The organism is Granulicoccus phenolivorans DSM 17626 = NBRC 107789 = JCM 15570 (assembly GCF_000423085.1).
GTDB classification, from domain to species: domain Bacteria; phylum Actinomycetota; class Actinomycetes; order Propionibacteriales; family Propionibacteriaceae; genus Granulicoccus; species Granulicoccus phenolivorans.
In genome coordinates this window covers 116,631-139,312 of sequence record NZ_AUHH01000001.1, presented here as the reverse complement: position 1 = coordinate 139,312, position 22,682 = coordinate 116,631, and the positions used below count along the sequence as shown (strand labels likewise).

Here is a 22,682-nt window from a genome sequence, read left to right as displayed (position 1 = left end):
CCGGGATGATCTCATCCCGGGTTCGTTGCGTGGTGGGGGTCGGTGGGGCCGCGGTCAGGGGCGCATCGGGGGAGGTGCGTCCTCGGCGTCCCAGGTGAAGGTCATCTCCGCCTGGGCTCCCTCGGCTCCGTCCGGGTCGACAGTGATCGAGGTCGACCCGTCGGCGTTGTGCTCCACCCGGAACTCCATCGGGGCCTGCCCGCCTTCTCCGTCGACATCCACCAGTACCGTCGGTGCCGGTTCACCGGCCGGCTGCGGGGGAACCTCCACCGAGATCGGCTCGGTGCCCGCGCTCGGGTCCAGCACCAGCGAGACCCGGGTCACCTGATCGGGGCCGGTGGTGACGGTGATCTCGTGAGCGGGAGCCCCACCCTCGCCGTCGGGGTCCACCCTCACCTGCAGGCCGGGCTCGGCCCCCGGACGGATCTCCAGCGGAGCCTGCTCGCCGGGACCATCGGTGTCCAAGGTGATTGCCGGCGGCTGCGGAGCCGGGTCGCTGGGCTGCGTGGGCTCGCTGGGCTGGGTGGGCTCGGTCGGCTGCGTGGGCTGACTCGGCTCGGTTGGCTGGCTGGGCTGCGAGGGCTGCGTCGGCTGACTGGGTTCGGTCGGCTGCGTGGGCTGCGACGGCTGGCTGGGCTGCGTGGGCTCGGTCGGCTGCGAGGGCTGACTGGGCTGTGTTGGTTCGGTCGGCTGTGTGGGCTGGCTGGGCTGTGTTGGTTCGGTCGGCTGTGTGGGCTGGCTGGGCTGGCTCGGCTGACTGGGCTGGCTCGGCTGACTGGGTTCGGTCGGCTGCGAGGGCTGACTCGGCTGCGTGGGCTGGCTCGGCTGTGTGGGCTGACTCGGCTGTGTGGGCTGGCTCGGCTGCGAGGGTTCGGTCGGCTGCTGTCGCGGCGGCAGCGGACTCAGGGTCGGACCTGCCCCATCGATGATGCCGTTGTTGGTCGCATGCTGATCCAGGGCGGGATCCACCCCCTTGCCGGCGCTCTTGAGGTGCTTGTTGACGTCCTTGTACTTCTTGTACCCGTCCATCAGCGGCTTGGTGTCATCGCCGTTCCACTTGAACGGCATCTGCGCGTCATTCTTCCTGGGCACGGTGAACGGGGTCCCGTGCCCGAACGGCGTCCGGGGGGCGCGCGCGGCGGTGGTGCCGAGCCTGCCCGCCACCCGCAGCAGCGCCGCGGCGGCGTCGTCGAACAGCTTCCCGGACAGGCCCAGCTTGCGCGCGATGTCCCCGCACTTGGTGAGCAGCTTGGCCAGCGTCCCGGCGAACCTGGACCCCAGCCAGGCGAACCGTCCGACCGCCCAGGCGGTGAACGCCCCGATCGAGGCGCCGACCGACGGGATCGCGGCGGCCAGCGCCGCCAGGCCCCACTTGATCAGTTCGGTGAGCACCGTCTTGAGCAACTGCCACAGGAACTCCCGGATCGCCCCGACCAGCGCGCCGGTGGCGTTCACCAGTTGGCTGAGCCGGGTCGCCGCGCCCTGGGCGGTCTCGAAGACCGGATCGGTGTTCGCGCACACCTCCTGGTAGCCGGCCCCGGCGGCCCCGGTCCAGCTCTGCAGATCCGAACAGGTGATCCGGTGATCCTGGCGCAGCGTGGAACAGTCGGCCGCGACCTGCGCCCACTGCTGCGACTGCGCGAAGATCTGCTCCGGGCTGCCGAGCAGGGCGTCGACGACATCACTGAACGGCTTGCAATTGGCCAACAACCAGTCCTTCAGGAAGTCCAGGGCCGCGCTGATGATCGTGCCCAGCGGGTCGACCACCATGCCGAGCGAGTTCAGCCCGAGGTCGGCCACACTGGTCAGGTCGTTCAGGCGCAGATTGCCGTCCCCCCAGCACTGGACGGTGTTCGCCAGGTCATAGGCGACCGGCACCTTCAGGTTGGCGCCGCCGACCACGAAGGGCTCAACACTCAACGATCTGTCCCGTCTGATTCGCGGCGTCCCGGTTGGCCTGCTCGGTCGCTTCGTAGTCGTCGCCGACCTGCTTGATCGCCTGCGTACGCCGCTGCATGACCTGGGCCATCGCGGCCAGGGCCCGCATGTCGGCGGCACACGCGAAGGCCAGCGGGGGCACCACGATCGGGCTGCAGAACACCCCGTACAGGGTCAGCCCGGACAGGCTCAGCTCCTGCGCGGTCCGGGTCACCTGATCGGCGCGGTCGGTGATGTCCTGCAGACGCGCCTGGTGGGTGCGAAGTTCATCCAGATCAAGGGTGAAGGTCATCTGCGCCTCCTCGGCGTACGGCATCGGCAGGGGAACGGTAACCCCGCCGCGGGCCCGGCCGGGTGTGCGGCAAACCGGAAAGTGCCGGTCAGTGCGCCTGTTGGCTCGCCTCGGCCAGCGCCTGCTCGTAGGTCGCGGCGAACTCCGCGGTCAGTTCGGCGGCCGAGCGGGACGCCGCGGCCGGCCGCAGCCGAAAATCCAGCAGGGCGCCGTGCCCGTTGACCGTCACCGCACAGGTGGAGGCGACCCGCTCGACCCGGATCGCGCCCAGCCGTTCGGCCAGCCCCTCGGCGTTCGCGGTGATCGCGGCCACCTCCCGGTCCAGATCGGCCTGCCAGTCCGCCGAGGCGGCGTGCGGGACCTCGTGGTAGCCCAGGTCGGCCAGGTAGTCGCGGGGATCGGTCGCGGCGATCAGTGCCTCGGTGTCGATGCTGTCCAGCAGCGCGTCCAGCCGATCCAGATCCGCCTGCCCGACCTCGGCGGCCGGCCAGCCGGTGGTCGGCGGATCCTGCGCCGGCAGGTCCTCGGCGGCCTCGCGGATCTCGGGGGCGACCGACTCCCGGATCGCCCGAGCAGCCTCGGGCCCGAGCACCCGCCCGGTCGCCTCGGCCACCGCGTCATTGGCCAGCGCCGCCGCCCGGGCGTACGCCTCGCGGACGGCCTCGCGCACCCGGACCGGGCTGGCCCCGGGCACCTTGTCGGTGAACTCCAACTCCTGGATCCGCCCCCCGAGCATGGTGAGGGTGACCCAGGGGTTCGACACGGTGCCACCGGCCTCGGCCAGGGCTCCGGTCAGGTACGCCGACTGCTCCTCCCACACCCGGGTCCGGGCCAACAGCTCGGCGATCATCCGGTACGCCTCGGCCTCATTGGGTCCGGGGGCCTGATGCGGAAAGGGCGGCGGGGCGGCAGTCACGGCGGGAGCCTAACCGTCGGCGGGTCGATACCCTCCGGCGACCAGGCCGGCCTCCTGCTCGAACCGGTTGTACGCCGCCCGGTCCCCGGTGCGCAGCCACGACCACGCCAGCGCGGCACCATAGGCCGGCAGGAACGGCAGCCCGACCCAGCGGGCCCACTGCGTACTGTGTCGCTCCTCGTGCGCCAGCACCTCGGGCAACACCACGCGCAACCGGTCGAAATCGGAGCCGGTGAGCACCACATTGCCGACGGTGAAGGCGACCGCATCCGGAAAACGCCACCGGTACCCCTCGGCCAGGATCAGCCCGCGCGGCCCCGGCCGCAGTCGGGCCCGGCCGGCGGCGGCGATCAGCAGCCCCAGCGGCGTCGACAGGTTGACGAAGTTGGCGTACCAGCGCCGGCGCCATTCCATCGGTCATAGTCTCCTGTCGGGCGAAATCAAGCCCGCGAAACGTTTGCACTCCCTTGGGGCGAGTGCTAAAAATGAGTTAGCACTCTCCCGGTGAGAGTGCCACCGTCAAGTTGGTGAGGCCCATGTGGCCGTCCGTCGCGGGCATCGTCTTGGCGAACAACCGGAGTACGCCCACCGGGCACCCACCAGGTGTCCGGCCGGACCCGTACGCCTCAAGACAACAAATCCTAGCGGGGCCGACCGGCCCCCGATGCGGGAGGACTCCCGGAACACATGGCTAAACTCATCGAATTTGATATCGAGGCCCGTAGCGCGCTCGAGGCTGGGATGAACCAGCTCGCTGACGCGGTCAAGGTGACCCTGGGCCCGAAGGGACGCAACGTCGTCCTGGAGAAGAAGTGGGGAGCCCCCACGATCACCAATGACGGTGTCTCCATCGCCAAGGAGATCGAGCTGGAGGACCCGTACGAGAGGATCGGCGCCGAGCTGGTCAAGGAAGTCGCCAAGAAGACCGACGACGTCGCCGGTGACGGCACCACCACCGCCACCGTGCTGGCCCAGGCCATGGTCCGCGAGGGCCTGCGCAACGTGACCGCCGGTGCCAACCCGATGAGCCTGAAGAAGGGCATCGAGAAGGCCGTGGCCGCGATCAGCGAGGAACTGGCCGCGATGTCCACCGAGATCGAGACCAAGGAGCAGATTGCTGCTACCGCGTCGATCTCGGCCGCCGACCCCACCGTCGGTGAGATCATCGCCGAGGCGATGGACAAGGTCGGCAAGGAAGGCGTCATCACCGTCGAGGAGTCGAACACCTTCGGGCTCGACCTCGAGCTGACCGAGGGCATGCGCTTCGACAAGGGCTACATCTCGCCCTACTTCGTCACCGACACCGAGCGGATGGAAGCGGTTTTCGACAACCCCTACATCCTGCTGGTCAACTCCAAGGTGAGCAGCCTGAAGGACCTCCTGCCGGTGCTGGAGAAGGTCATGCAGAGCTCGCGGCCGCTGGTCGTCATCGCCGAGGACGTCGAGGGTGAGGCCCTGGCCGGCCTGATCGTCAACAAGATCCGCGGCACCTTCAAGTCCGTCGCGGTCAAGGCCCCGGGCTTCGGCGACCGCCGCAAGGCCATGCTGAACGACATCGCGATCCTCACCGGCGGCCAGGTCATCTCCGAAGAGGTCGGCCTCAAGCTGGACGCGGTCACTCTGGAACTGCTGGGCCAGGCCCGTTCGGTCCGCGTCACCAAGGACGAGACCACCATCGTCGAGGGCGCCGGGGAGCCGGATCAGATCGCCGGGCGGGTCACCCAGATCCGCAACGAGATCGACAACTCCGACTCCGACTACGACCGGGAGAAGCTGCAGGAGCGGCTGGCCAAGCTGGCCGGTGGCGTTGCGGTGATCAAGGTCGGCGCGGCCACCGAGGTCGAGCTCAAGGAGCGCAAGCACCGCATCGAGGATGCCGTGCGCAACGCGAAGGCGGCCGTGGAGGAGGGCATCGTCCCCGGCGGCGGTGTCGCGCTGATCCAGGCGTCCAAGTCCGCTTCGGTCGAGGAGCTGACCGGCGACGAGGCCACCGGCGCGCACATCGTGTTCGAGGCCTGCAAGGCCCCGCTGCGCCAGATCGCGGTCAACGCCGGCCTCGAGGGGGGCGTCGTGGCGGAGAAGGTCTCCAACCTCCCCGCCGGCGAGGGCCTGAACGCCGCCACCGGCGAGTACGTGAACATGGTCGCCAGCGGCATCATCGATCCGGCCAAGGTGACCCGCTCGGCGCTGCAGAACGCCGCGTCGATCGCCGCGCTGTTCCTGACCACCGAGGCCGTCATCGCCGACAAGCCGGAGCCTGCTCCGGCGATGGCCGGCTCCGAGGCCGCGGACATGGGCGGCATGGGCTTCTGAGCCCCGCCGGTTGATCCGACACACTCAGGTGGGCAGTCCCCGTGGGGGCTGCCCACCTTTGTCTGTTCCGACGGGTGCTCGCGGCGTTCCGCTGATCGGCAAGCCCCGGTCGCGACGACCCGGCGCGATTTGGCAGGATCGGGGTGAGCGGTGTCATCGGGGACATCGCCGGGACGGAGGATTACTGTGCGACTGATCGGATTCGAACACGAGGGCGTACGCCACATCGGGCAGGTCGAGGGGGACCGGGTCACCGATCTGGGCGAGATCCGGGCGTACTACGAGGCCGTGGCTCGCGGCGAGCAGCCCCGACCGGGCGCCGAACTGCAGCGCGCCGAACTGACCGAGGCGCCGGTGGTCCCCGACACCTCCCGGATCTTCTGCGTCGGGGTGAACTACCACTCCCACGCCGATGAGACCAAGGAACTCACCGACATGGACCTGCCGGAGTACCCGATGATCTTCGGCCGCTGGGCCCAGTCCCTGTCGGTGGACGGGACCGTGATCCCGGTGCCGCCGAACGAGGACGGCCTGGACTGGGAGGTCGAGATGGCGGTCATCATCAAGGATTCCGTCTTCGGCGCCACCCGCGCGGACGCGCTGGCCCACGTGTTCGGCTACAGCGTGTTCAACGACGTGTCGGCCCGGCGCAAGCAGACCGAGACCACCCAGTTCACCCTGGGCAAGAACGCCGACGCCTCCGGCGTCCTCGGCCCCGAACTGGTGACCGCCGACGAACTGCCCGCCGGCGGCACCGGCCTGCAGGTGCAGACCCGGGTGAACGGGGAGGTGATGCAGGACTCCAACACCGACCTGCTGATCCACGACGTGGCCCGGATCATCGAGTACATCACCGATACCGTCACCCTGTTGCCCGGCGACGTGATCGCCTCCGGCACCCCCGGCGGGGTCGGGATCGGTCGCAAGCCTCCGGTGCTGCTCAACCCCGGCGACGTGGTCGAGGTCGAGGTCGAACGGATCGGCGTACTGCGCAACACCTTCCGCACCCGCTGACCCCGCGTCCCGGCGTGTTGCGCCGCCCCTGCCGGGCACCGGGCAGGGGCGGCGGCACACTGGATCCATGACCGGATTGGTGGAGGTGCTGGTCCTGACCCCAGCCGACGCGCAACGCGCGGCCGCGGGCGGGGCCGACCGCGTCGAGGTGATCGGGTCACTGGAGTTCGGCGGCATGTCCCCGGATCCGGAACTGGTGGAGAAGGTCCGCGATGCCGTCGACCTGGAGATCCGGGTCCGGCTGCGGCTGCGCGAGGGATTCTCCACCGACGGTGGCGAGTTCGCCCGGCTGCGCGGCCTGGCCGCCAGCTATCTGGACGCCGGCGCCGACGGGATCGTGATGGGCTTCCTGAACGGGCGCGAGGAGATCGACACCGAGGTCCTGGCCGGCCTGCTGGCCGGGGTCGACTGGCCCTGGACCTTCCATCGCGCCTTCGACTCGGTGCTGGATCCGGCGCTGGCGTGGACCACCCTGCTGCCGGCCCCCGGCCTGGACCAGGTCCAATCGGCCGGCTCGCCGCGCGGCCTGGCGTACGGCCTGGATGAGTTGATCGCCTTCGCCCGCAGCGACCGGCGGATCGCCGCGCTGGCGATGGCCGGGGGCGGCCTGCTGCCCGAACACGTGCCGTGGCTGGCCCGGGCCCGGATCACCGCCTTCCACCTGGCCGAACAGGTCCGCCCGCACGGCTCCTTCCGGGAGTACGTCGACCCCGATCTGGTCGGCTCCTGGCGGCGCCTGGTCGATGCGGAGGTGGCGCGGGCGTACGCCGGGCGCACGACACCGGCGCAGTAGGGTGAGCGGAGTGTCCGACCCAGGAGGAAGCCCGATGGAGCGCGACTACATTGCCGTCGACCCGGCGGCCCGCCCGATCCGCACCCGCGTGGCCGTCCGGCTGGTGGTGCTGGCCCAGGAGCGGGTCCTGCTGCTGGCCGACACCGATCCCGGTACGCCCGGCTCGCTGTGGTGGACCACCCCGGGCGGCGGGATGGATCCGGGGGAGTCCGAGCGCGGCACCGGGGTCCGCGAACTGTGGGAGGAGACCGGGCTGCAGGTCGCCGAGTCCGAACTGATCGGTCCGCTGGGGGACCGGGTCGCGATCCACGGCTACTCCGATCAGGTCGCGCACCAGCGCGAGACCTTCTTCGCGGTGCGCCTGGAGCGGCCCTTCGAGCTCGACACCAGCAACCACACTGCCGACGAGCGGCTCACCCTGCAGCAGTGGCGCTGGTGGCCGTTGGCCGAGTTGGTCGACCCCGATGCGGAGATCTGGCCGGCGTACCTGCTGCGGCTGGTCGATCTGATCGACCGTCCCGACCAGCGGCCGGTCGCCTTCGGGATGACCGAGGAATCCAGCGTCCCGGTGCTGCCGGGGCAGTTCCCGTCCGGCGGCGGGAACGGTCAGGGTCCGGGCACCTCGTAGACCACCAGTGGGTTGAAGCCCTCATCGGTGAGGATCACCGTGGTCGCCCCGGGCGGCAGATCGAAGGACACGGTGAACTGCGCCGGAGTGCCGGGGACCGCCTCGATATTGCCCAGGTCGTTGTTCTCACCGGCCCCGATGGTCGGCACGTGCTCGGTCTTGTTCGCCTCGTAGGCGGTGAACATCTCCTTCTGCAGGGCGATCGCGCCGCCCTGGGCGGTCACCTCGAACTCCACGGTGAGGTATTGCCGGCCCGCGGCCGGCACGATGTCCCCGGTGGTGTGCCAGGTGGCCCGGTTCACCACCACCGAACCGGTCCCGTACAGCCCGACGATCTCGGTGGGCTGGCCGAGCACCCCGGCCTGGACCGGCGCCGGGGTGCCGGTGCGTGGGGTCAGCGAGGTCTCCGGGGCATTGTTCCCGGTCTCGGTCCGGGCGGGATCGGGGCGGCTCTGCACGAACCAGACCACCGCGCCGATGATCAGGCCGATCACCAGCGCCGCGCCGAGCACAATGAAGGGCATCCGGCGGCGCAGGTCGATGCCGTCGCCCTCGTTCATCGTCTCTTTGCTCACGCTGTCTCTTTCCTTCGCCCGGGTCGGAGGGATCCTACAGATCTTCGATCCCGGAGATCTCCTCCGCGTCGAAGATCCGGTACGCGTACCCCTGCTCGGCGAGGAAGCGCTGCCGATGCTGGGCGAACTCCTGGTCGACGGTGTCGCGGGCCACCACCGCGTAGAACCGGGCGGTCCGGCCGTCCTTGGGCCGCAGCAGCCGGCCCAGCCGCTGGGCCTCCTCCTGCCGGGACCCGAAGGCACCCGACACCTGGATCGCCACCTGGGCCGAGGGCAGATCGATGGAGAAGTTGGCCACCTTGGAGACCACCAACAGATCGATCTCGCCGCTGCGGAACTGCTCGTACAACTTCTGCCGCTGCTTGGTGCTGGTCTCGCCCTTGATCAGTGGGGCGCCCAGCCGCTCGGCCAGTTCGTCCAACTGCTCGACGTACTGGCCGATCACCAGCCGCGGGACCCCGGCGTGCTGGGCGACCAGGTCGAGCACCACCCGCGTCTTCGATTCCGCGGTCGAGGCCAGCCGGTAGCGCACATCCGGTTCGGCCAGGGCGTACGCCAGGCGCTCGTCGTCGGTCAGGGTGACCCGGACCTCGACGCAGTCGGCCGGCGCGATCCAGCCCTGGGCCTCCAATTCCTTCCAGGGCGCGTCGAAGCGCTTCGGCCCGATCAGGGAGAACACGTCGTCCTCGCGACCGTCCTCCCGGACCAGGGTCGCGGTCAGGCCGAGCCGGCGCCGCGCCTGCAGATCGGCGGTACGCCGGAACACCGGGGCCGGCAACAGGTGGACCTCGTCGTAGATCACCAGCCCCCAGTCGCGGGCATCGAACAGCTCCAGGTGCGGGTGGATGCCGTTGCGCTTGGTCGTGATCACCTGGTAGGTGGCGATCGTGACCGGCCGGATCTCCTTCTTCTGCCCGGAGTACTCACCGATCTCATCGGCGGTCAGGGTCGTGCGGCGCAGCAGTTCGTCCTTCCACTGGCGCGCGGAGACGGTGTTGGTGACCAGGATCAACGTGGTCGAGCGGGCCAGCGACATCGCGGTCGCCCCGACGATCGTCTTGCCGGCCCCGCAGGGCAGCACCACCACCCCCGAGCCGCCGTGCCAGAACGATTCGGCCGCCAGCTTCTGGTACGGCCGGACCTGCCATTCGCCGTCGGCCAGGTCGATCTCGTGGGCTTCCCCGTCGACGTAGCCGGCCAGATCCTCCGCCGGCCAGCCGAGCTTCAGCAGCACCTGCTTGAGATGACCGCGCTCGGAGGGGTGCACCACCACGGTGTCGTCATCGATCCGCGCTCCGACCAGGCCCTTCACCTTCGCCGAACGGAGTACCTCGGTGAGCACCGCCCGGTCGGTGGAGGCCAGGACCAGGCCGTGCACCGGATGTTTCTCGATCCGCAGCCGGCCGTACCGGGCCATCGTCTCGGTGATGTCGATCAACAGCGAACTCGGCACCGGGTAGCGCGAATGGGTGATCAGTGCATCGACCACGGTCTCGGCATCATGGCCGGCGGCGCGGGCGTTCCACAGCCCCAGCGGGGTGATCCGGTAGGTGTGGATGTGTTCGGGGGCGCGCTCCAGCTCCGCGAACGGCGCGATCGCGATCCGGCACGCCTCGGCATCGGGATGTTCGACTTCCAGGAGCAGCGTGCGGTCGGACTGAACGACAAGGGGACCCGGCATCAGGGGGTGGCGGACTTCGACGGGGATCGGGTCAGCCCCGACGGGGTCCGGTCGGTGGTGTCGGAGCGGGTGCCGGCGCCGTTGGGCGACACCGAGGCCGGCGGCGAGGACGGGGGCGGATCGTCCAGCGGCGGCTGCACATAGAACGTCGTCGAGGAACTGGTCGCCGGCGTTCCCCCGGGCGGCAGCGCATCGATGCGGATGCTCACCGTTCCGGTCTGGGTCGGGCATTCCAATTCCATCCGCAGCGCGGTGGTCCGCCCGCCGCCGGACATCGGCCCGGCCACGGTCACGACATATTCGACCGCGTTGGCCGAGGCGGTCCACTCCACCACGATGCCGGTGTCGGACTCACAATTGCCGACCACGTGCACGCTGAACTTCCCGGGGACGACCTGCTCCGGCACGGCCCGGGTGGTGCGCGCCACCGTCTGCCGCGGGCTGCGGGTGGCGGTGGCGGTGCCCTCCGGCCCCTCCTCGGCGGTCGCCGACCGGGTCCGGCCGGGCAGGCTGCGGGAGGTCTCGGCCACCGTCGGATCCAGGCCGGGGCCGGCATGGGTCTGCGTGGGCTGCGCGACGGTCTGCTCGATGTCGGGGGTCGACTCGGGGGTCACGGTCGGTTCGGCCGGGACGCTCGTCCGGGGGGTGCCGGTGGCCAGCGGGGCAGCGGTCGGCTCGGGTGGCAGCCGCGGCGTCCGGGGCGCGGTGGCCTGCGGGGCAGCCTTCGGCCCGCCGGAGCCGGTGAGCAGGGACAAGGGCGCCACAACCAGCGTCGCAAGGGCGGCACCGCTCGCGACTCCGGCGATGAATCCCCGCCTGTGTCCCAGCATGGGGCCAGTGTAGTCACAACGTGACCAAATTCACGGAACGGAACGGAACGTCGTCACGCCCCGATCGGTCGCACCGAACGGATCCGGGCGATCGGGATCGCCAGCGTCGGCCCGTCGGCCGGTTGCATCCGGGTCATCCCGGCCGCGACCACCAGGGGGGTCAGCGTACGGCTCACCGGGGTGCCGTCATCGGCGACGAAGTCCACCCGGACCGGAGTGCGGGCCGCGACCGCGGCGGCGAGCTCCTCCTGCACCGTCCGCGAGTTCCGGGTCCGTTCGCGGACCGCCTCGGCCTGGGCGACCAGGTCCTCGGCCAGCGCCGTCGGGTCGGCCGGTGGTCGCTGCACCGGCGCGGTTCGGCGCGCGGTCGCCCGGGGTGGGGCCGGGGCCCGGACCAGCCGGCCGAATGCGTCCTCCGCGCCGGGCGCGAGCCCGGCACCGTGCAGAAACTCCACCACCTCGCCCGGCTCCACCGCGGCGACCAGGACGCCCGGCGCGATCCGGCGCAGCCCGAGACCGTCGGCCCCGGGCTGGGCCAGGATCCGGCTGAGCACCGCCTCGTCATCGATCCGCACGTACGCCGTGGCCTGCCCGACCCGGACCGTGCCGTGGCGCCGGGCCACGTCGGCGATCAGATACCGCAGCGGCTGCGGCACCCCGGTGCTGGAGTGGGTGGCCAGCCACTGTTCCAGGTCCTCGGCGCTGCGACCGGCGTCGAAGCCCCGGCGTACGCTCGCCGCGGTGAACCGGTAGACCGCACCGACCCCGCGGGATTCCTGCTCGGCGAACAGGCGCAGCTCGGCGGCCACCCGGCCGGCCAATGGACCCGGCGCGACCGCGGTCAGATCGGCCTGCAGCAGGACCGAGTCCAGCGGGGCCGGGAAGAGTTCGGTCAGGTGCTCGGGCACCGGCTCACCGAGCCCGGCGGCGGCCAGTCCGGAGACCGCGCCCATCCCGAGCAGGCCGACCAGGGAGGCCTCGGTCATCAGCTGCGGCACCCGGACGGCCAGGGAGTCCGCGCTCCACCCGGGGTGCTGCCAGCGCAGCAGCGCGATCAGCGAGTCCGGGTCGGGGACCTGCAGCGGATGCTTCACCAGATTGCGCAGCAGCCGGCGGCGCAGCGCCGGCGCCCAGGGCGCCTCCCCCGAGGGCCCCAGGCAGTGGCCCTCGGTGAGGTACCAGCGCGGGGTGTCCACCCAGGTGGTGGCCAGCAGCTGCCACCGGTCCAGGGTGGAGCGGGTCAGCCAGCGGTCGAAGGCGGTGGTCAACTGCAACGCCGGTACCGCGGCCAGCACCAGGCCGGCGGCCGTCCCGATCTCCAGACACAGCCGGACCCGGGACTCGGCCAGGCCGAGCCGGCGCCCCAGGGCGCCCAGGTCGCGGATCGAGATCCCGCCGGTGCGCAGCAGGCCGGGGCGCAGCCCCTCGAGCTCGGTCAGCACCGACTCGACATCGTGGACGAACTCGTTCGCCGCACCGGCCGCGGTGTGCTCGATCACCTTGGCCGGCCGCCGTTGCCCGGTCAGTTCGGGCGCGGTCACCGGAACCGGTTCCGGGGCAAAGCCGCCGCGCAGGTGCAGGGCGACCTCGCGCGGCAGGATCACCGTCTCGTGGTCCACCGCTCGCAGCAGCCGGTGGGCGAGCAACTCCTCGACCGGGGTGCTCGCCGAGTCGGCGCTGACCGGGCGGTCGGCGTTGCGCACGGTCCCGGTCGGCGGGCCCCAGCACAGCCGGCGCAGCACCTCGCCGCCGTGCGGGGCGGCGGCGACGGCGGCGTCGATCTCCGCGGCGGTGAGGGGCTCGGTCGAGGGGGCGGCGAGTCCGCCGGGCCACAGCTCGAACTCGGCGCGGACCTGGCGGACCAGGTGCAGTCCGGCCGCCGAGCGCCACAGCAGGGCCTGGTCGGCGAGCAGGTCGATGGTGGTGGCGACCGCTTCCGGGTCGGCGCCCAGCAGGGCGGCGACATCCTCGGTGCGGGTCGGGTCGGGTTGTGCGGCGACCGCCTCCAGGACCAGGTGCTGCCAGGCGTTCAGCCGGTCCAGGGCCCGGTGCACCGAGGAGACGGTCGCCGCCCGGACGGCCACCTCGCCCAGGTCGGCCGGCCGCGGCGCGGCCAGGTCGGGTCGGTGCCGCAGCAGGGTCCGTACGCCGGCCACGTCGAGCCGGCGGATCGCCTCGGCGAACGTACGCGGGTCGGATTGCTCGGGCAGGCGGATCAGCCCCTGGCTTCGGGGCGCTCGTGCTGTCGCAGGGCGGAGATCACCAGGCCGGACGACCAGATCAGGCAGGCCCAGGAGGCGAACAGGCTGGACCAGGACAGGATGTTCCAGATGCCGCCGACCTCGGCGGTGAACAGCGCCCCCATGATCAACGCGGTCCCCAGCATCGCCCCGCACACGATGAACGCCGAGCGGACCCAGCTGCGTCGGTAGCGCACGAACCGGGAACAGATCGCCGCGGCGACGAAGAACAGCGGGGACAGCGGCAGGATCAGGCCACCGGCCAGCAGCGTGATCAGCAACGGGACGCTGAGGCCCGAGACGAACGAGCGCAGCGACAGCCCGGGATTCTGCGGGGCGGGGGGAGCCCACTGTCCGGGCCCGAACCAGCCCGGGGTTCCGGGCTGCGCCCCGATCGGCTGCTCGGGGCCGGGACGCTGCACCTGCTCGCGGGTCCGGGTCAGCGTGATCGGTCGGTTCGGATCGTGCCGGACCAGCACCGGCGCGGCCGCGCCGTCGGCGGTGGGGCGGGGGGCCGGGCCGGGCGCGGCCTCGATCGGGGCGTCGGTGGGCGGGGCCCAGTCCCCGAGCACGGTGTGCGCGGCGCCCCAGGCCGTGTCGTAGGTGGTGAGGGTGGCCGCGGGCGCGTCGAACGGCTGATGCGGATCGCGGGCCGCCGGCAGATCGGGGACCAGTTCGTCCAGCGGTTTCGCGTCCCGGGGCTGCTCCCACCGGGGGTGATCGGTCGGCAGGTCAGCGGCTGGACGCGGCGGTTCGGGCGCCCGGTCCAGCGGCGCCACCCGGGGCGCCGCGAACTGTTCGGGGCGCGCCAGCGGCGCGTACTCGGGTCCGTCCTCCCAACTCGCCATAGGACCCATCCTAGGGGGACGGGTAGCCTGGGAGAGATGAACGAGGTCGAGGTGGGCGGGGTGACCGCGGAACTGGCTGCGGCCGAGGGTCGGCTGCTGGCCGGGTTGGCAGCGCACCCGGGGGTGGTCGTGGCGTTCTCCGGCGGCGCCGACAGTGCCCTGGTGCTGGCTGCCGCGGTCCGCGCCCTGGGGGTGCAGCGAGTGCTGGCCGCCACCGCCGCCTCGGATTCGCTGCCGCTGGCCGAACGTGACCCCGCCCGGGCGTACGCGGCCTCGCTCGGGGTCGAGTACCGGGTGATCGACACCCACGAGATGGATCGCGCCGGATATCGCGCCAACGCCGGCGACCGCTGCTATTTCTGCAAATCCGAACTGCTGGAGCGGCTGCAGCCACTGGCCACCGAACGGGGCTGGCAGGTTGCCACCGGCACCAATGCCGATGACCTCGTCGCCGGGTTTCGGCCGGGGATCCGGGCCGCCGCCGAACGCGGGGCGATCACCCCGTTGGCCGATGCCGGCCTGACCAAGGCGCAGGTCCGCGCGCTGTCGCGGGCCTGGCAGTTGCCCACCTGGGACAAGCCGGCCGCCGCCTGTCTGAGTTCGCGGATCGCGTACGGGATCGAGATCACCCCGCACCGGCTGGCCCGGGTGGAGCGCGCCGAGGCCGCCGTCCGCGCGCGACTCGGCGACCGGGTCCGGGATCTGCGGGTGCGCGATCTGGGGGCCGGGGCGGCGCGCCTGGAACTCGATCAGGCCTGCCTGGCCGCCCTGACCGACGCCGACCGGGCCGACCTGGGTGCGGTGGTGCGGGCGCACGACTTCACCGAGGTGGACCTGCGGGCGTTTCGTTCCGGGTCGCTGAACGACGCGCTGCGGCCCGGCCGGACCGGATCCGCGGTGGTCCCTCCGGTTGGCCCGACAGGGTAGGATGGCCGGACCCGGGGCCCCCAGGGCCACCTGTAGCGTGCCTGCGCGCGCCCGGAGCCGGGTGACATGATGTGTCCACAGACCGAGTGAGTGAGGTTGCGGTGCCGGTAGGCAAGGTCCGTTTCTATGACGCGGACAAGGGCTTTGGTTTCCTGAGCAAGGAAGGGGGCGGCGACGTCTATGTGCGCGCCAATGCGCTCCCGGCCGGTGTGACGACCCTCAAATCGGGGCAGAAGGTGGAGTTCGGCGTCGTGGAGACCCGCAAGGGTGAGCAGGCGCTGTCGGTCGAGCTGATCGACACCCCGCCGTCGCTGTCGAAGGCGAGCCGCAAGAAGACCGACCAGATGCAGCTGATCGTGGAGGACCTGATCAAGATGCTGGATCATCTGGGCAACGGTTACCGGCACGGGCGCTACCCCGATCCCAAGACCGCGGCCAAGACGGCCACTGTGCTGCGTGCGGTCGCCGACGAGTTGGAGTTGTGAATTGACCGAGACCGCTGTCGCCACCCCGCCCCGGGCGCGGACGGCCCGGCCGAAGCTGGATCCCACGCTGGCCGACGCCGTGGACGCCGCGCGCGCGGCCGCCAATGAGGCGGCCCACGCGACCATGACGGTCGGGGAGCACCTCGGGTGTACCGCGGAGGCGGATCGGGTCGCCACACACTGGTTCGTGTGCTCCCATCCCGGCTATCGCGGGTGGCGCTGGGCGGTCACCGTGGCCCGGGCGGCCCGGGCGAAGAAGGTCACCGTCACCGAGGTGAGCCTGCTGCCCGGCGAGGGATCCCTGGTGGCGCCGGCCTGGGTGCCGTGGACCGACCGGATCGGCGACGGCGACCTGGTCCCGGGCAGCGTCCTGCCGACGCCGGACAACGATCCGCGGCTGGAACCGGGCTACACCGGCGGCGAACTGGCCGCCGACACCGACCCGGCCGAGGCGAGCCAGCTGCGGGCCCTGGTCGCCGAGCTCGGCCTGGGTCGCCAGCGGGTGCTGTCCCGGGAGGGGCGCGACGAAGCGGTCGATCGCTGGCTGGACGGTCCCGGTGGCCCGGACAACGAACTGACCCGGGCGGCCCCGGGGGAGTGCGTCGACTGCGGCTACTTCGTCCGGCTGGGCGGCAGCCTGGGCCGGCTGTTCGGAGTGTGCGCCAATCGCTACTCCCCGTCCGACGGGCACGTGGTCAGCCTCGGCCACGGCTGTGGCGGCCATTCGGACGTCGTGGCGCCCGAGCGTGGGGTGGAGATCCCGCCGCCGGTGTGGGACACCATCACCACCGACGATTCGCTGTTCGACTGACCCGGACATGAAGCAGGCCCAGATTCCCCCGATGCGGACCCACCGGACCGCGATTGCCCTGATCGGGACGCTGGCCTGGGCGGTGGCCGCGCTCATCCTCGGGACCCGGACCGACCTGCTGGCCGCCACCGGTCACACCTGGTGGCTGTGGACCGCGCTGACCGGCACCGGGCTCGGCGTGGTGTTCACCGGGATCGGTCTGCTGCGACACGGGATGCGCCGGGTCTGACCCCGTAACGCCGCCGTCACCCCACTACCGACATACTGGCGCCATGCCAGCTGACGTGCCTCCCGCCGACTCCTCCACCGCCGTCGCCACTCCACCGCCGACGAGTTCGGTGGACCGCTACTTCGCCATCACCGCCCGCGGCTCGAACCTGAGCCGCGAGGTCCGCGGTGGCCTGGTCACCTTCTTCTCGATGGCCTACATCATCGCGCTGAACCCGCTGATCATCGGCACCGCGACCGACGCGCAGGGCCTGCTCATCTCCGGGCTGACCCCGACCCCGGAGAACCAGGCCACCACCATCGGTATGGTGGCCGCCGCCACCGCATTGGTCGCCGGGGTGATGACCATCCTGATGGGGGTGGTCGGCCGGTATCCGGTCGCCATCGCCACCGGGCTGGGCCTCAACGCGCTGCTGGCGTACGTGATCGCCCCGACGATGACCTGGCCCCAGGCCATGGGGCTGGTGGTCTGGGAGGGGATCATCATTCTGGTCCTGGTGCTCACCGGTTTCCGGACCGCGGTCTTCCGGGCGGTGCCCCGGTCCCTGCGGGCGGCGATCTCGGTCGGTATCGGCCTGTTCATCGCGCTGGTCGGGTTCATCGACGGCGGGATCATCCGCAAGCCCCCGGGCACCGCCGCCCTGGAACTGGGCATCGGGGGCTCGCTGATCGGCTGGCCGATGTTCGTGTTCGTGGTGGGCCTGCTGCTGGTCGCGGTGCTCTCGGCGCTCAAGGTCCGCGGCGCCCTGCTGATCTCGATCATCGCCTCCACCGTTATTGCGGTGATCATCGAGGCGGTGGCCCACGTGGGCGGGCGTACCGACGCCAACCCGCACGGCTGGGCCCTGAACGTTCCGACGATCCAGGATCTGGTGGCGCTGCCCAACTTCGGCCTGATCGGTCGCGTCGACCTGATCGGCGCGTTCGCGGGGGCGAACTTCGGCACCGTGGTGATGCTGGTGCTGCTCATCTTCTCGCTGCTGCTGGCCGACTTCTTCGACACGATGGGCACCGTGGTGGCCGTCGGTGCCGAGGGACATCTGCTGCAGCACGACGGCAACCCGCCGCACCTGACCGGCATCCTGGTCGTCGATTCGCTGTCGGCGGTGGCCGGCGGTGTCGGTTCGGTCTCCTCCAACACCACGTTCATCGAGTCGGCCTCCGGGGTGGCGGAGGGGGCGCGGACCGGCGTGGCGAACCTGGTCACCGGGGCCGCGTTCCTGTTGGCGACCTTCCTCGCGCCGCTGATCAACGTGGTGCCCTCGGAGGCGGTCACCCCGGTGCTGGTGTTCGTCGGCTATCTGATGATGGGCGGCGTCCGGGTGATCGACTGGGACGACATCGAGGACGGCCTGCCGGCCTTCCTGACCGTGGCGCTGATGCCGTTCGCCTTCTCCATCACCGCCGGCATCGGGGCGGGATTCATCTTCTTCGTGGTGCTGAAGGTGGTCCGCGGGAAGGCCCGCGAGGTGCACCCGCTGATGTACGTGGTGGCCCTGCTGTTCGTCGTCTACTTCGGGCAGGGCCTGATCACGGCGCTGCTGTAGCCCGGGGCGGGGCCGGGATCCGGTGCTCGGCCAGCGCCGTCCGCACCGCTGTCGCGGTGGCCTCGCCGGTGCCGATCGGAATGCTCACCGGCACCTGATCGCCCAGTTCGGGGTGCGCGGCCACGAAGGCGGCCGGGTCGCTCGGGGTCAGCTCCAGCCGGCCCGGGGTGACCTCGGCGGCGGCCAGTTCGGCGCGGTCGAGATCGGTGCGGATCCGGTTGAACCGGAGCACCCTCAGCCCGTCGTCGCTGATCTCCAGCACCCGGGCCCGGCGCTGCGGGCCGCCGAAGACACTGAAGGCGATCGCGGCCAGGGTGCAGGTGATCGCGGCCACGATGGCCTGGTTCTTGCCCACCGACCAGACGACGAACCCGCCGACGGCCGCGGCGATCAGCAGGCTGACCACCCACAGGTGGGCCCGGGTGAGTCCGGTGGTACGAATGGTCGAAGTCTGGGCCACCGGGTCAGCCTAGCGTCCAGATCGCCAGCAGATCGGGTTGCGGCCGGCCGGCGGTCGCGGCCTCGCCGGCCCAGCGCGGGAACGTCGCGAGAAACCCCACGAGTGTGCCGAGCACGGCCCGGTGGCCGGCGTCCTCCAGTCGGATCCCGGTCAGGCCCTGGGCCATCAACTGGGCCTGGGCATAGGGCAGATAGCCGGTCACCACCGCCGGGTTGGGCGGCAGTCCGATCCGCGAGCCGGCGCGCAGGACCGTGCCCAGGCCCGCATTGGCCGGGGCGCCGGCGCGGGTCACCGCGAAGTCGAAGCCCTCGATCCCGTCCGGGGCGAGCGGGAGGGCGCACGAACCCAGTGCCCGGATCCGGATCAGCAGTTCCAGGGCGCGCCAGGTGTTGACCGCCCGTTCCGGGGGAGCCCAGCGCCCCGACAGCACCGCCTCCACGTCCGCCTCGGTCGGCTGCCCCGGATCCGGTCGCGGCCCGCGGGCGAAGAGTCGGCTCCACCCCCGCGGCGCCACGACCGGCTCGGTCAGCAGCGGCCGGACCTGCTCCCGCAGCCGGGCGGCGTGGGCCGGTTCGGCACCGACCAGGTCGCGGACCTCATTGATGCTGAGGGCGTACAGGTGCAGGTCAGACATCATCCCCTCCTCGGACGCAACGCTACCGACAGGCCGCGTGGATGCGGCCGCAGGTTGTCTGCCCGGCTAGTGTGGGCCGAGTGAAACTGCGGAGCCGTCGAGCCATTGTCAGCGGAGTGATGCTCCTGCTGCTGGTGATTGTCGTTGTCGGAGCCGCCTGGCAGGCCCTCCGGTGAGCGGGGCAACCTCGGGCGGGGGCCGCTGGGCCGGCCGGGTCGCGGGTGCGCTGGGCGCGGCCGTGCTGGCCGTCGGCGTGGTGGCGCCCGGCGCCCATGGTCAGGACCGGGTCGAGTTCAGCATCACCGATCCGCAGATCACCAAGGCCTCCGGGCTCGCGGTCGACTACACCCGCGGCCTGTACTGGACGGCCAACGATGCCGGCAACACCGGGCAGGTTTTCGGCCTGAAACCCGATGGCAGTGTGGCCGGCATCTTCGAGTTCGGGGCGACCCCGGTCGATATCGAGGCCATCACCTACACCGGAACCCGGCTGTACGTGGGCGACATCGGGGACAAGCAGGGCGCCCGCGAGCACATCACCGTGTACTTCTTCGACAACCCGTCCTTCAGCGGTGACCACGGCGGTTCCTACCGCTCCTGGGACTTCGTGTACCCCGATGGGCGCCACGACGCCGAGGCGATGGTGGTCGACCCGAACGGGCAACTCACCATCATCACCACCGGTCAGCAGGGTGGCATCTATCGGGCGCCGGCGCGGCCGACGGCCCAGGGGGTCAACCAACTGACCCGGGTCGCCGATGCGCCCGCCTGGATCACCGACGCCACCGCGCTGGACGGCGACCGGATCGCGGTACGTACCTACACCACCGTGGAGATCCTGGACAGTCAGTACAAATCCCTCGCCCGGGCGGCCCTGCCGTACCAGCCGCAGGGGGAGTCGATCACGGCCCCGCTCAGCGGCGACGGCCTGCTGGTGGGCTCGGAGGGGACCCCCTCCGACGTGCTCCGGGTGCCGGTCCCCGCGGCGGGGGAGACCACCACGGTGCCGGTCTCCTCGGTGCCGCCCACGATGGAGCCCAGCGCGCAGGCCTCGGCTCCCGGGCAGATGGCGGCCCAACCCGATGAGTCGCCCACCGCACCGGGCAACCGCAGCGGCACCCTGGTGGTGCTGATTCTGGCGGCGCTCGTGGCCGTCCTGGCCGGGCTGGTCGCCTACTTCTGGGAGCCCTGGGTCCGCGGGCGGCGGCGCCGGGCCGCGGCCGAGGTCGAGGAGGAGACCGAAGTGCTGGGCCGGGTGCCCAAGGAGCCGACCGACTCCGCCGCCGGGGCCGAGGCGCCGGCGGAGCAGCCGTTCGCCCCTTACGGGGCCCGCCGGGCGGCGCCGGGCCCGGCCGACGCCGGTGGCGCGGCCGGCAACGAGCATCTCGGTGGCGGCGTACCGGCCGCCGCCCAGTCCGATCCGACCAATCCGCAGCCGGTGGTGCCGGCGGCGGATGAGGGGATGCCCTTCGACCTGTACGCCTCCGGCGAGTTCTGGAACACCGACACCCCGCGCGGGGACGACGACGACCCGACCAACATCCGCTGACCCGGCGGACTCAGCTCCGGGTCTGCTGCAGCACCCAATCGATGCAGGCGGTCAGCGCCGCCACATCCTCCGGATCGACCGCGGCGAACATCCCCACCCGCAGCTGGTTGCGGCCCAGCTTGCGATAGGGCTCCACATCCACGATGCCGTTGGCCCGCAGGGTCGCGGCCAGGGCGGCGGCGTCGACGCTGTCAGCGAAGTCGATCGTCCCGATCACCGGTGAGCGGTACGCCGGGTCGGCCACGAACGGGGTGGCCAGCTCGTGCTGCTCGGCCCACGCGTACAGGTGCGCCGAGGAGGCCGTGGTGCGCGCGACGGCGTACGCCATCCCGCCGGAGGCCAGCAGCCACTGCAGCTGCTGCTCCATCAACACCAGGGTCGCCACCGCGGGGGTATTCAGCGTCTGCTCCTTGCGGGAGTTCTCCACCGCCAACTGCAGGTTGAGGAAGTCGGGGATCCACCGGTCCCCGGCGGCCAGTTCCGCGATCCGGGCCAGCGCCCGCGGCGAGCACACCGCGAACCACAGGCCGCCGTCGGAGCCGAAGCCCTTCTGCGGGGAGAAGTAGTAGACGTCGAGCTCGCTCAGCTCGACCGGGATCCCGGCTGCGGCGGAGGTGCCGTCGATCACGGTGAGCGCGTCCCCGGAGCCCATCCGGTACACCGGAGCGACGGCGCCGGTGGAGGTCTCGTTGTGCGCCCAGGCGTACACATCGGCCTCGGCGTCGGCCGGCGGCAGCACCACCGATCCGGCATCGACCTTGGCGATCGCCGGATCGGCCAGGTGCGGGGCGCGCTGGGCGGCGGAGGCGAACTTGGTGGAGAACTCCCCGAAGCAGCCGTGGGCCGAGCGCCGGGAGATCAGATTGAACACCGCCGCGTCCCAGAAGGCACTCGCGCCCCCGTTGCCGAGGATGATCTCGTAGCCGTCGGGCAGGGCGTACAGCTCACCCAGGCCGGTCCGGATCCGGGCCACCAGGTCCCGCACCGGCGCCGCCCGGTGCGAGGTCCCCAGGACGTTGCGGGACACGCTGACCAGACCGTCGACGGACTCGGCGCGAACTTTGGACGGACCGGCGCCGAACCGGCCGTCGCGGGGCAACATCATCGGGGGAATCACCAGCATGCCCCACATTCTGCCGCGCCCGCGCGGGCGTGGGACGCTTGGTTCATGGATGCCGAGGAACTGGCCGCCGAACGGCTCGACTACGCCGCTCAACGTCTGCTGGAGGAGGAAGCCGGGCCCGATCCGCTGGCCCTGTTCGAGCGCTGGCTGGAGGACGCCTTCGCCGAGAAGGACGCCGGACGGCTGCTCGAGCCGAGCGCGATGGTGCTGGCCACCGTCGCGGTCGCCGCTGACGGGACCCCGGTTCCCCGGGCCCGGACGGTGCTGCTGAAAGCGGTCACCGCGGGCACGTTCACCTTCTTCACCCACTACGACTCGGCCAAGGGCCGCGAGATCGCCGCGCACCCGAGGGTGGCGCTGCAGTTCCACTGGACCAGCCTGTTCCGGGCGGTGCGGATCACCGGCACCGCGGTCCGGGTGCCCCGCGCGGTGTCCGAGGAGTACTTCGCCACCCGCCCGCTCGGGTCGCAGATCGGGGCCTGGGCCTCGGCCCAGTCCGAACCGATCGCGTCGGCCGACGCGCTGCAGCAGGCGTACGCCGCCGCGGCGGCCCGCTTCCCGGTCGCCGCCGACGGGACCGCCCAGGTACCCTGCCCGCCCGGCTGGGGTGGCTACGCGGTCACCCCGTCCGAGCTGGAGTTCTGGCAGGGCCGCCCGAGCCGGCTGCACGACCGGCTGCGCTACCGGCGGGCGGAGACCGCCGCGGGATCGGCCTGGCACCGGGAGCGGCTGCAACCCTGAGCCGATGAATTCGTCCTTACTCAAAAGTAACGGAACGATTTCATCCAAGCGTCGCTCTCGCATCCCATCGCAACCTGTTAGACGATGGACATTGGTCCGGCGGCGGCCA

Annotated in this window: 23 protein-coding genes; 11 read left to right on the top strand and 12 right to left on the bottom strand. The window is 71.5% G+C overall.

The genetic code is table 11. The annotated features are described in order from the left end of the window. Positions 1 to 54: 54 nt before the first annotated feature. The 4 genes from G531_RS24175 to G531_RS0100735 all read right to left on the bottom strand — a co-directional run bounded on the left by G531_RS24175 (position 55) and on the right by G531_RS0100735 (position 3,560). Positions 55 to 1,920 (bottom strand): hypothetical protein, encoded by a 1,866-nt coding sequence (locus tag G531_RS24175; RefSeq protein WP_155827922.1) that lies wholly within the window; start codon positions 1,918 to 1,920, stop codon positions 55 to 57. Continuing rightward, positions 1,910 to 2,230, bottom strand: coding sequence for a hypothetical protein (locus G531_RS19455; RefSeq protein ID WP_145978706.1), 321 nt, complete (start codon positions 2,228 to 2,230; stop codon positions 1,910 to 1,912). Before G531_RS19455 ends, G531_RS24175 begins: the two co-directional genes overlap by 11 nt. A gap of 88 nt (positions 2,231 to 2,318) precedes the next feature. Further along, positions 2,319 to 3,146: a hypothetical protein gene (locus G531_RS0100740; protein ID WP_026925790.1), complete on the bottom strand. Its 828-nt coding sequence runs from the start codon at positions 3,144 to 3,146 to the stop codon at positions 2,319 to 2,321. Positions 3,147 to 3,155: 9 nt separating this feature from the next. Continuing rightward, on the bottom strand, positions 3,156 to 3,560 hold the full coding sequence (locus G531_RS0100735; RefSeq protein ID WP_026925789.1) for a hypothetical protein: 405 nt from the start codon (positions 3,558 to 3,560) through the stop codon (positions 3,156 to 3,158). 273 nt (positions 3,561 to 3,833) lie between these two features. Between G531_RS0100735 and groL the strand changes: the two genes are divergently transcribed. From groL to G531_RS19445, 4 genes are all read left to right on the top strand, one after another. After that, positions 3,834 to 5,459 carry a chaperonin GroEL gene (gene groL, locus G531_RS0100730; protein WP_026925788.1) on the top strand — a complete coding sequence of 542 codons (1,626 nt, stop codon included), beginning with the start codon at positions 3,834 to 3,836 and terminating at the stop codon, positions 5,457 to 5,459. A gap of 186 nt (positions 5,460 to 5,645) precedes the next feature. Then, the gene (locus G531_RS19450) at positions 5,646 to 6,473 is read left to right on the top strand and encodes a fumarylacetoacetate hydrolase family protein (RefSeq protein ID WP_035756619.1); all 828 of its coding nucleotides are present in this window, start codon (positions 5,646 to 5,648) and stop codon (positions 6,471 to 6,473) included. Positions 6,474 to 6,540: 67 nt separating this feature from the next. Continuing rightward, a complete protein-coding gene (locus tag G531_RS0100720; protein ID WP_026925787.1) occupies positions 6,541 to 7,266 on the top strand; it encodes a copper homeostasis protein CutC in 726 nt (241 codons plus the stop codon). A 34-nt stretch (positions 7,267 to 7,300) separates the two neighbouring features. Further along, positions 7,301 to 7,894, top strand: a complete 594-nt coding sequence (locus tag G531_RS19445; RefSeq protein WP_051214840.1) for an NUDIX hydrolase — start codon at positions 7,301 to 7,303, stop codon at positions 7,892 to 7,894. Here the strand turns inward: G531_RS19445 and G531_RS0100710 are convergent. The 5 genes from G531_RS0100710 to G531_RS0100690 are packed head-to-tail and all read right to left on the bottom strand — an operon-like array spanning position 7,873 to position 14,068. Beyond that, complete coding sequence (locus G531_RS0100710; protein ID WP_145978707.1) at positions 7,873 to 8,469, bottom strand: hypothetical protein; 597 nt, start codon at positions 8,467 to 8,469, stop codon at positions 7,873 to 7,875. The two genes, G531_RS19445 and G531_RS0100710, sit on opposite strands and share 22 nt — an antisense overlap. Before the next feature lie 34 nt (positions 8,470 to 8,503). Continuing rightward, complete coding sequence (locus tag G531_RS0100705) at positions 8,504 to 10,150, bottom strand: DNA repair helicase XPB (RefSeq protein ID WP_026925785.1); 1,647 nt, start codon at positions 10,148 to 10,150, stop codon at positions 8,504 to 8,506. Beyond that, positions 10,150 to 10,980, bottom strand: a complete 831-nt coding sequence (locus G531_RS0100700; protein ID WP_145978708.1) for a hypothetical protein — start codon at positions 10,978 to 10,980, stop codon at positions 10,150 to 10,152. The genes G531_RS0100705 and G531_RS0100700 overlap by 1 nt, the downstream gene beginning before the upstream one ends. 53 nt (positions 10,981 to 11,033) lie before the next feature. After that, positions 11,034 to 13,136, bottom strand: coding sequence for a helicase-associated domain-containing protein (locus tag G531_RS19440; RefSeq protein ID WP_051214839.1), 2,103 nt, complete (start codon positions 13,134 to 13,136; stop codon positions 11,034 to 11,036). A 59-nt stretch (positions 13,137 to 13,195) separates the two neighbouring features. Further along, complete coding sequence (locus tag G531_RS0100690) at positions 13,196 to 14,068, bottom strand: hypothetical protein (RefSeq protein WP_026925783.1); 873 nt, start codon at positions 14,066 to 14,068, stop codon at positions 13,196 to 13,198. 36 nt (positions 14,069 to 14,104) lie between these two features. Between G531_RS0100690 and larE the strand changes: the two genes are divergently transcribed. The 5 genes from larE (at position 14,105) to G531_RS0100665 (ending at position 18,066) form a co-directional block, all read left to right on the top strand. Then, the gene (gene larE / locus G531_RS19435; protein ID WP_051214838.1) at positions 14,105 to 14,995 is read left to right on the top strand and encodes an ATP-dependent sacrificial sulfur transferase LarE; all 891 of its coding nucleotides are present in this window, start codon (positions 14,105 to 14,107) and stop codon (positions 14,993 to 14,995) included. A gap of 101 nt (positions 14,996 to 15,096) precedes the next feature. Next, positions 15,097 to 15,480 carry a cold-shock protein gene (locus G531_RS0100680; RefSeq protein WP_026925782.1) on the top strand — a complete coding sequence of 128 codons (384 nt, stop codon included), beginning with the start codon at positions 15,097 to 15,099 and terminating at the stop codon, positions 15,478 to 15,480. Between the two features lies 1 nt (position 15,481). After that, entirely contained in the window at positions 15,482 to 16,291 is an 810-nt protein-coding gene (locus G531_RS0100675; RefSeq protein ID WP_026925781.1) for a DUF3027 domain-containing protein, read from the top strand. A gap of 7 nt (positions 16,292 to 16,298) precedes the next feature. Next, the gene (locus tag G531_RS19430; RefSeq protein ID WP_051214837.1) at positions 16,299 to 16,520 is read left to right on the top strand and encodes a DUF2530 domain-containing protein; all 222 of its coding nucleotides are present in this window, start codon (positions 16,299 to 16,301) and stop codon (positions 16,518 to 16,520) included. A gap of 43 nt (positions 16,521 to 16,563) precedes the next feature. Then, entirely contained in the window at positions 16,564 to 18,066 is a 1,503-nt protein-coding gene (locus tag G531_RS0100665; RefSeq protein WP_051214836.1) for an NCS2 family permease, read from the top strand. Here G531_RS0100665 and G531_RS0100660 read toward each other — a convergent pair. Beyond that, positions 18,050 to 18,526 carry a hypothetical protein gene (locus G531_RS0100660; RefSeq protein WP_026925778.1) on the bottom strand — a complete coding sequence of 159 codons (477 nt, stop codon included), beginning with the start codon at positions 18,524 to 18,526 and terminating at the stop codon, positions 18,050 to 18,052. The two genes, G531_RS0100665 and G531_RS0100660, sit on opposite strands and share 17 nt — an antisense overlap. Positions 18,527 to 18,530: 4 nt before the next feature. Beyond that, positions 18,531 to 19,160 carry a DUF7691 family protein gene (locus tag G531_RS0100655; protein WP_060930009.1) on the bottom strand — a complete coding sequence of 210 codons (630 nt, stop codon included), beginning with the start codon at positions 19,158 to 19,160 and terminating at the stop codon, positions 18,531 to 18,533. 172 nt (positions 19,161 to 19,332) lie between these two features. On the opposite strand from G531_RS0100655, the gene G531_RS0100650 reads away from it, so the two are divergent. Next, positions 19,333 to 20,709, top strand: a complete 1,377-nt coding sequence (locus tag G531_RS0100650; protein WP_026925776.1) for a hypothetical protein — start codon at positions 19,333 to 19,335, stop codon at positions 20,707 to 20,709. 10 nt (positions 20,710 to 20,719) lie between these two features. Here the strand turns inward: G531_RS0100650 and serC are convergent, their stop codons facing one another. Continuing rightward, on the bottom strand, positions 20,720 to 21,841 hold the full coding sequence (gene serC / locus G531_RS0100645; RefSeq protein ID WP_026925775.1) for a phosphoserine transaminase: 1,122 nt from the start codon (positions 21,839 to 21,841) through the stop codon (positions 20,720 to 20,722). 36 nt (positions 21,842 to 21,877) lie between these two features. On the opposite strand from serC, the gene pdxH reads away from it, so the two are divergent. Next, positions 21,878 to 22,573 carry a pyridoxamine 5'-phosphate oxidase gene (gene pdxH / locus G531_RS0100640; RefSeq protein ID WP_026925774.1) on the top strand — a complete coding sequence of 232 codons (696 nt, stop codon included), beginning with the start codon at positions 21,878 to 21,880 and terminating at the stop codon, positions 22,571 to 22,573. The last annotated feature ends 109 nt before the right edge of the window (positions 22,574 to 22,682 follow it).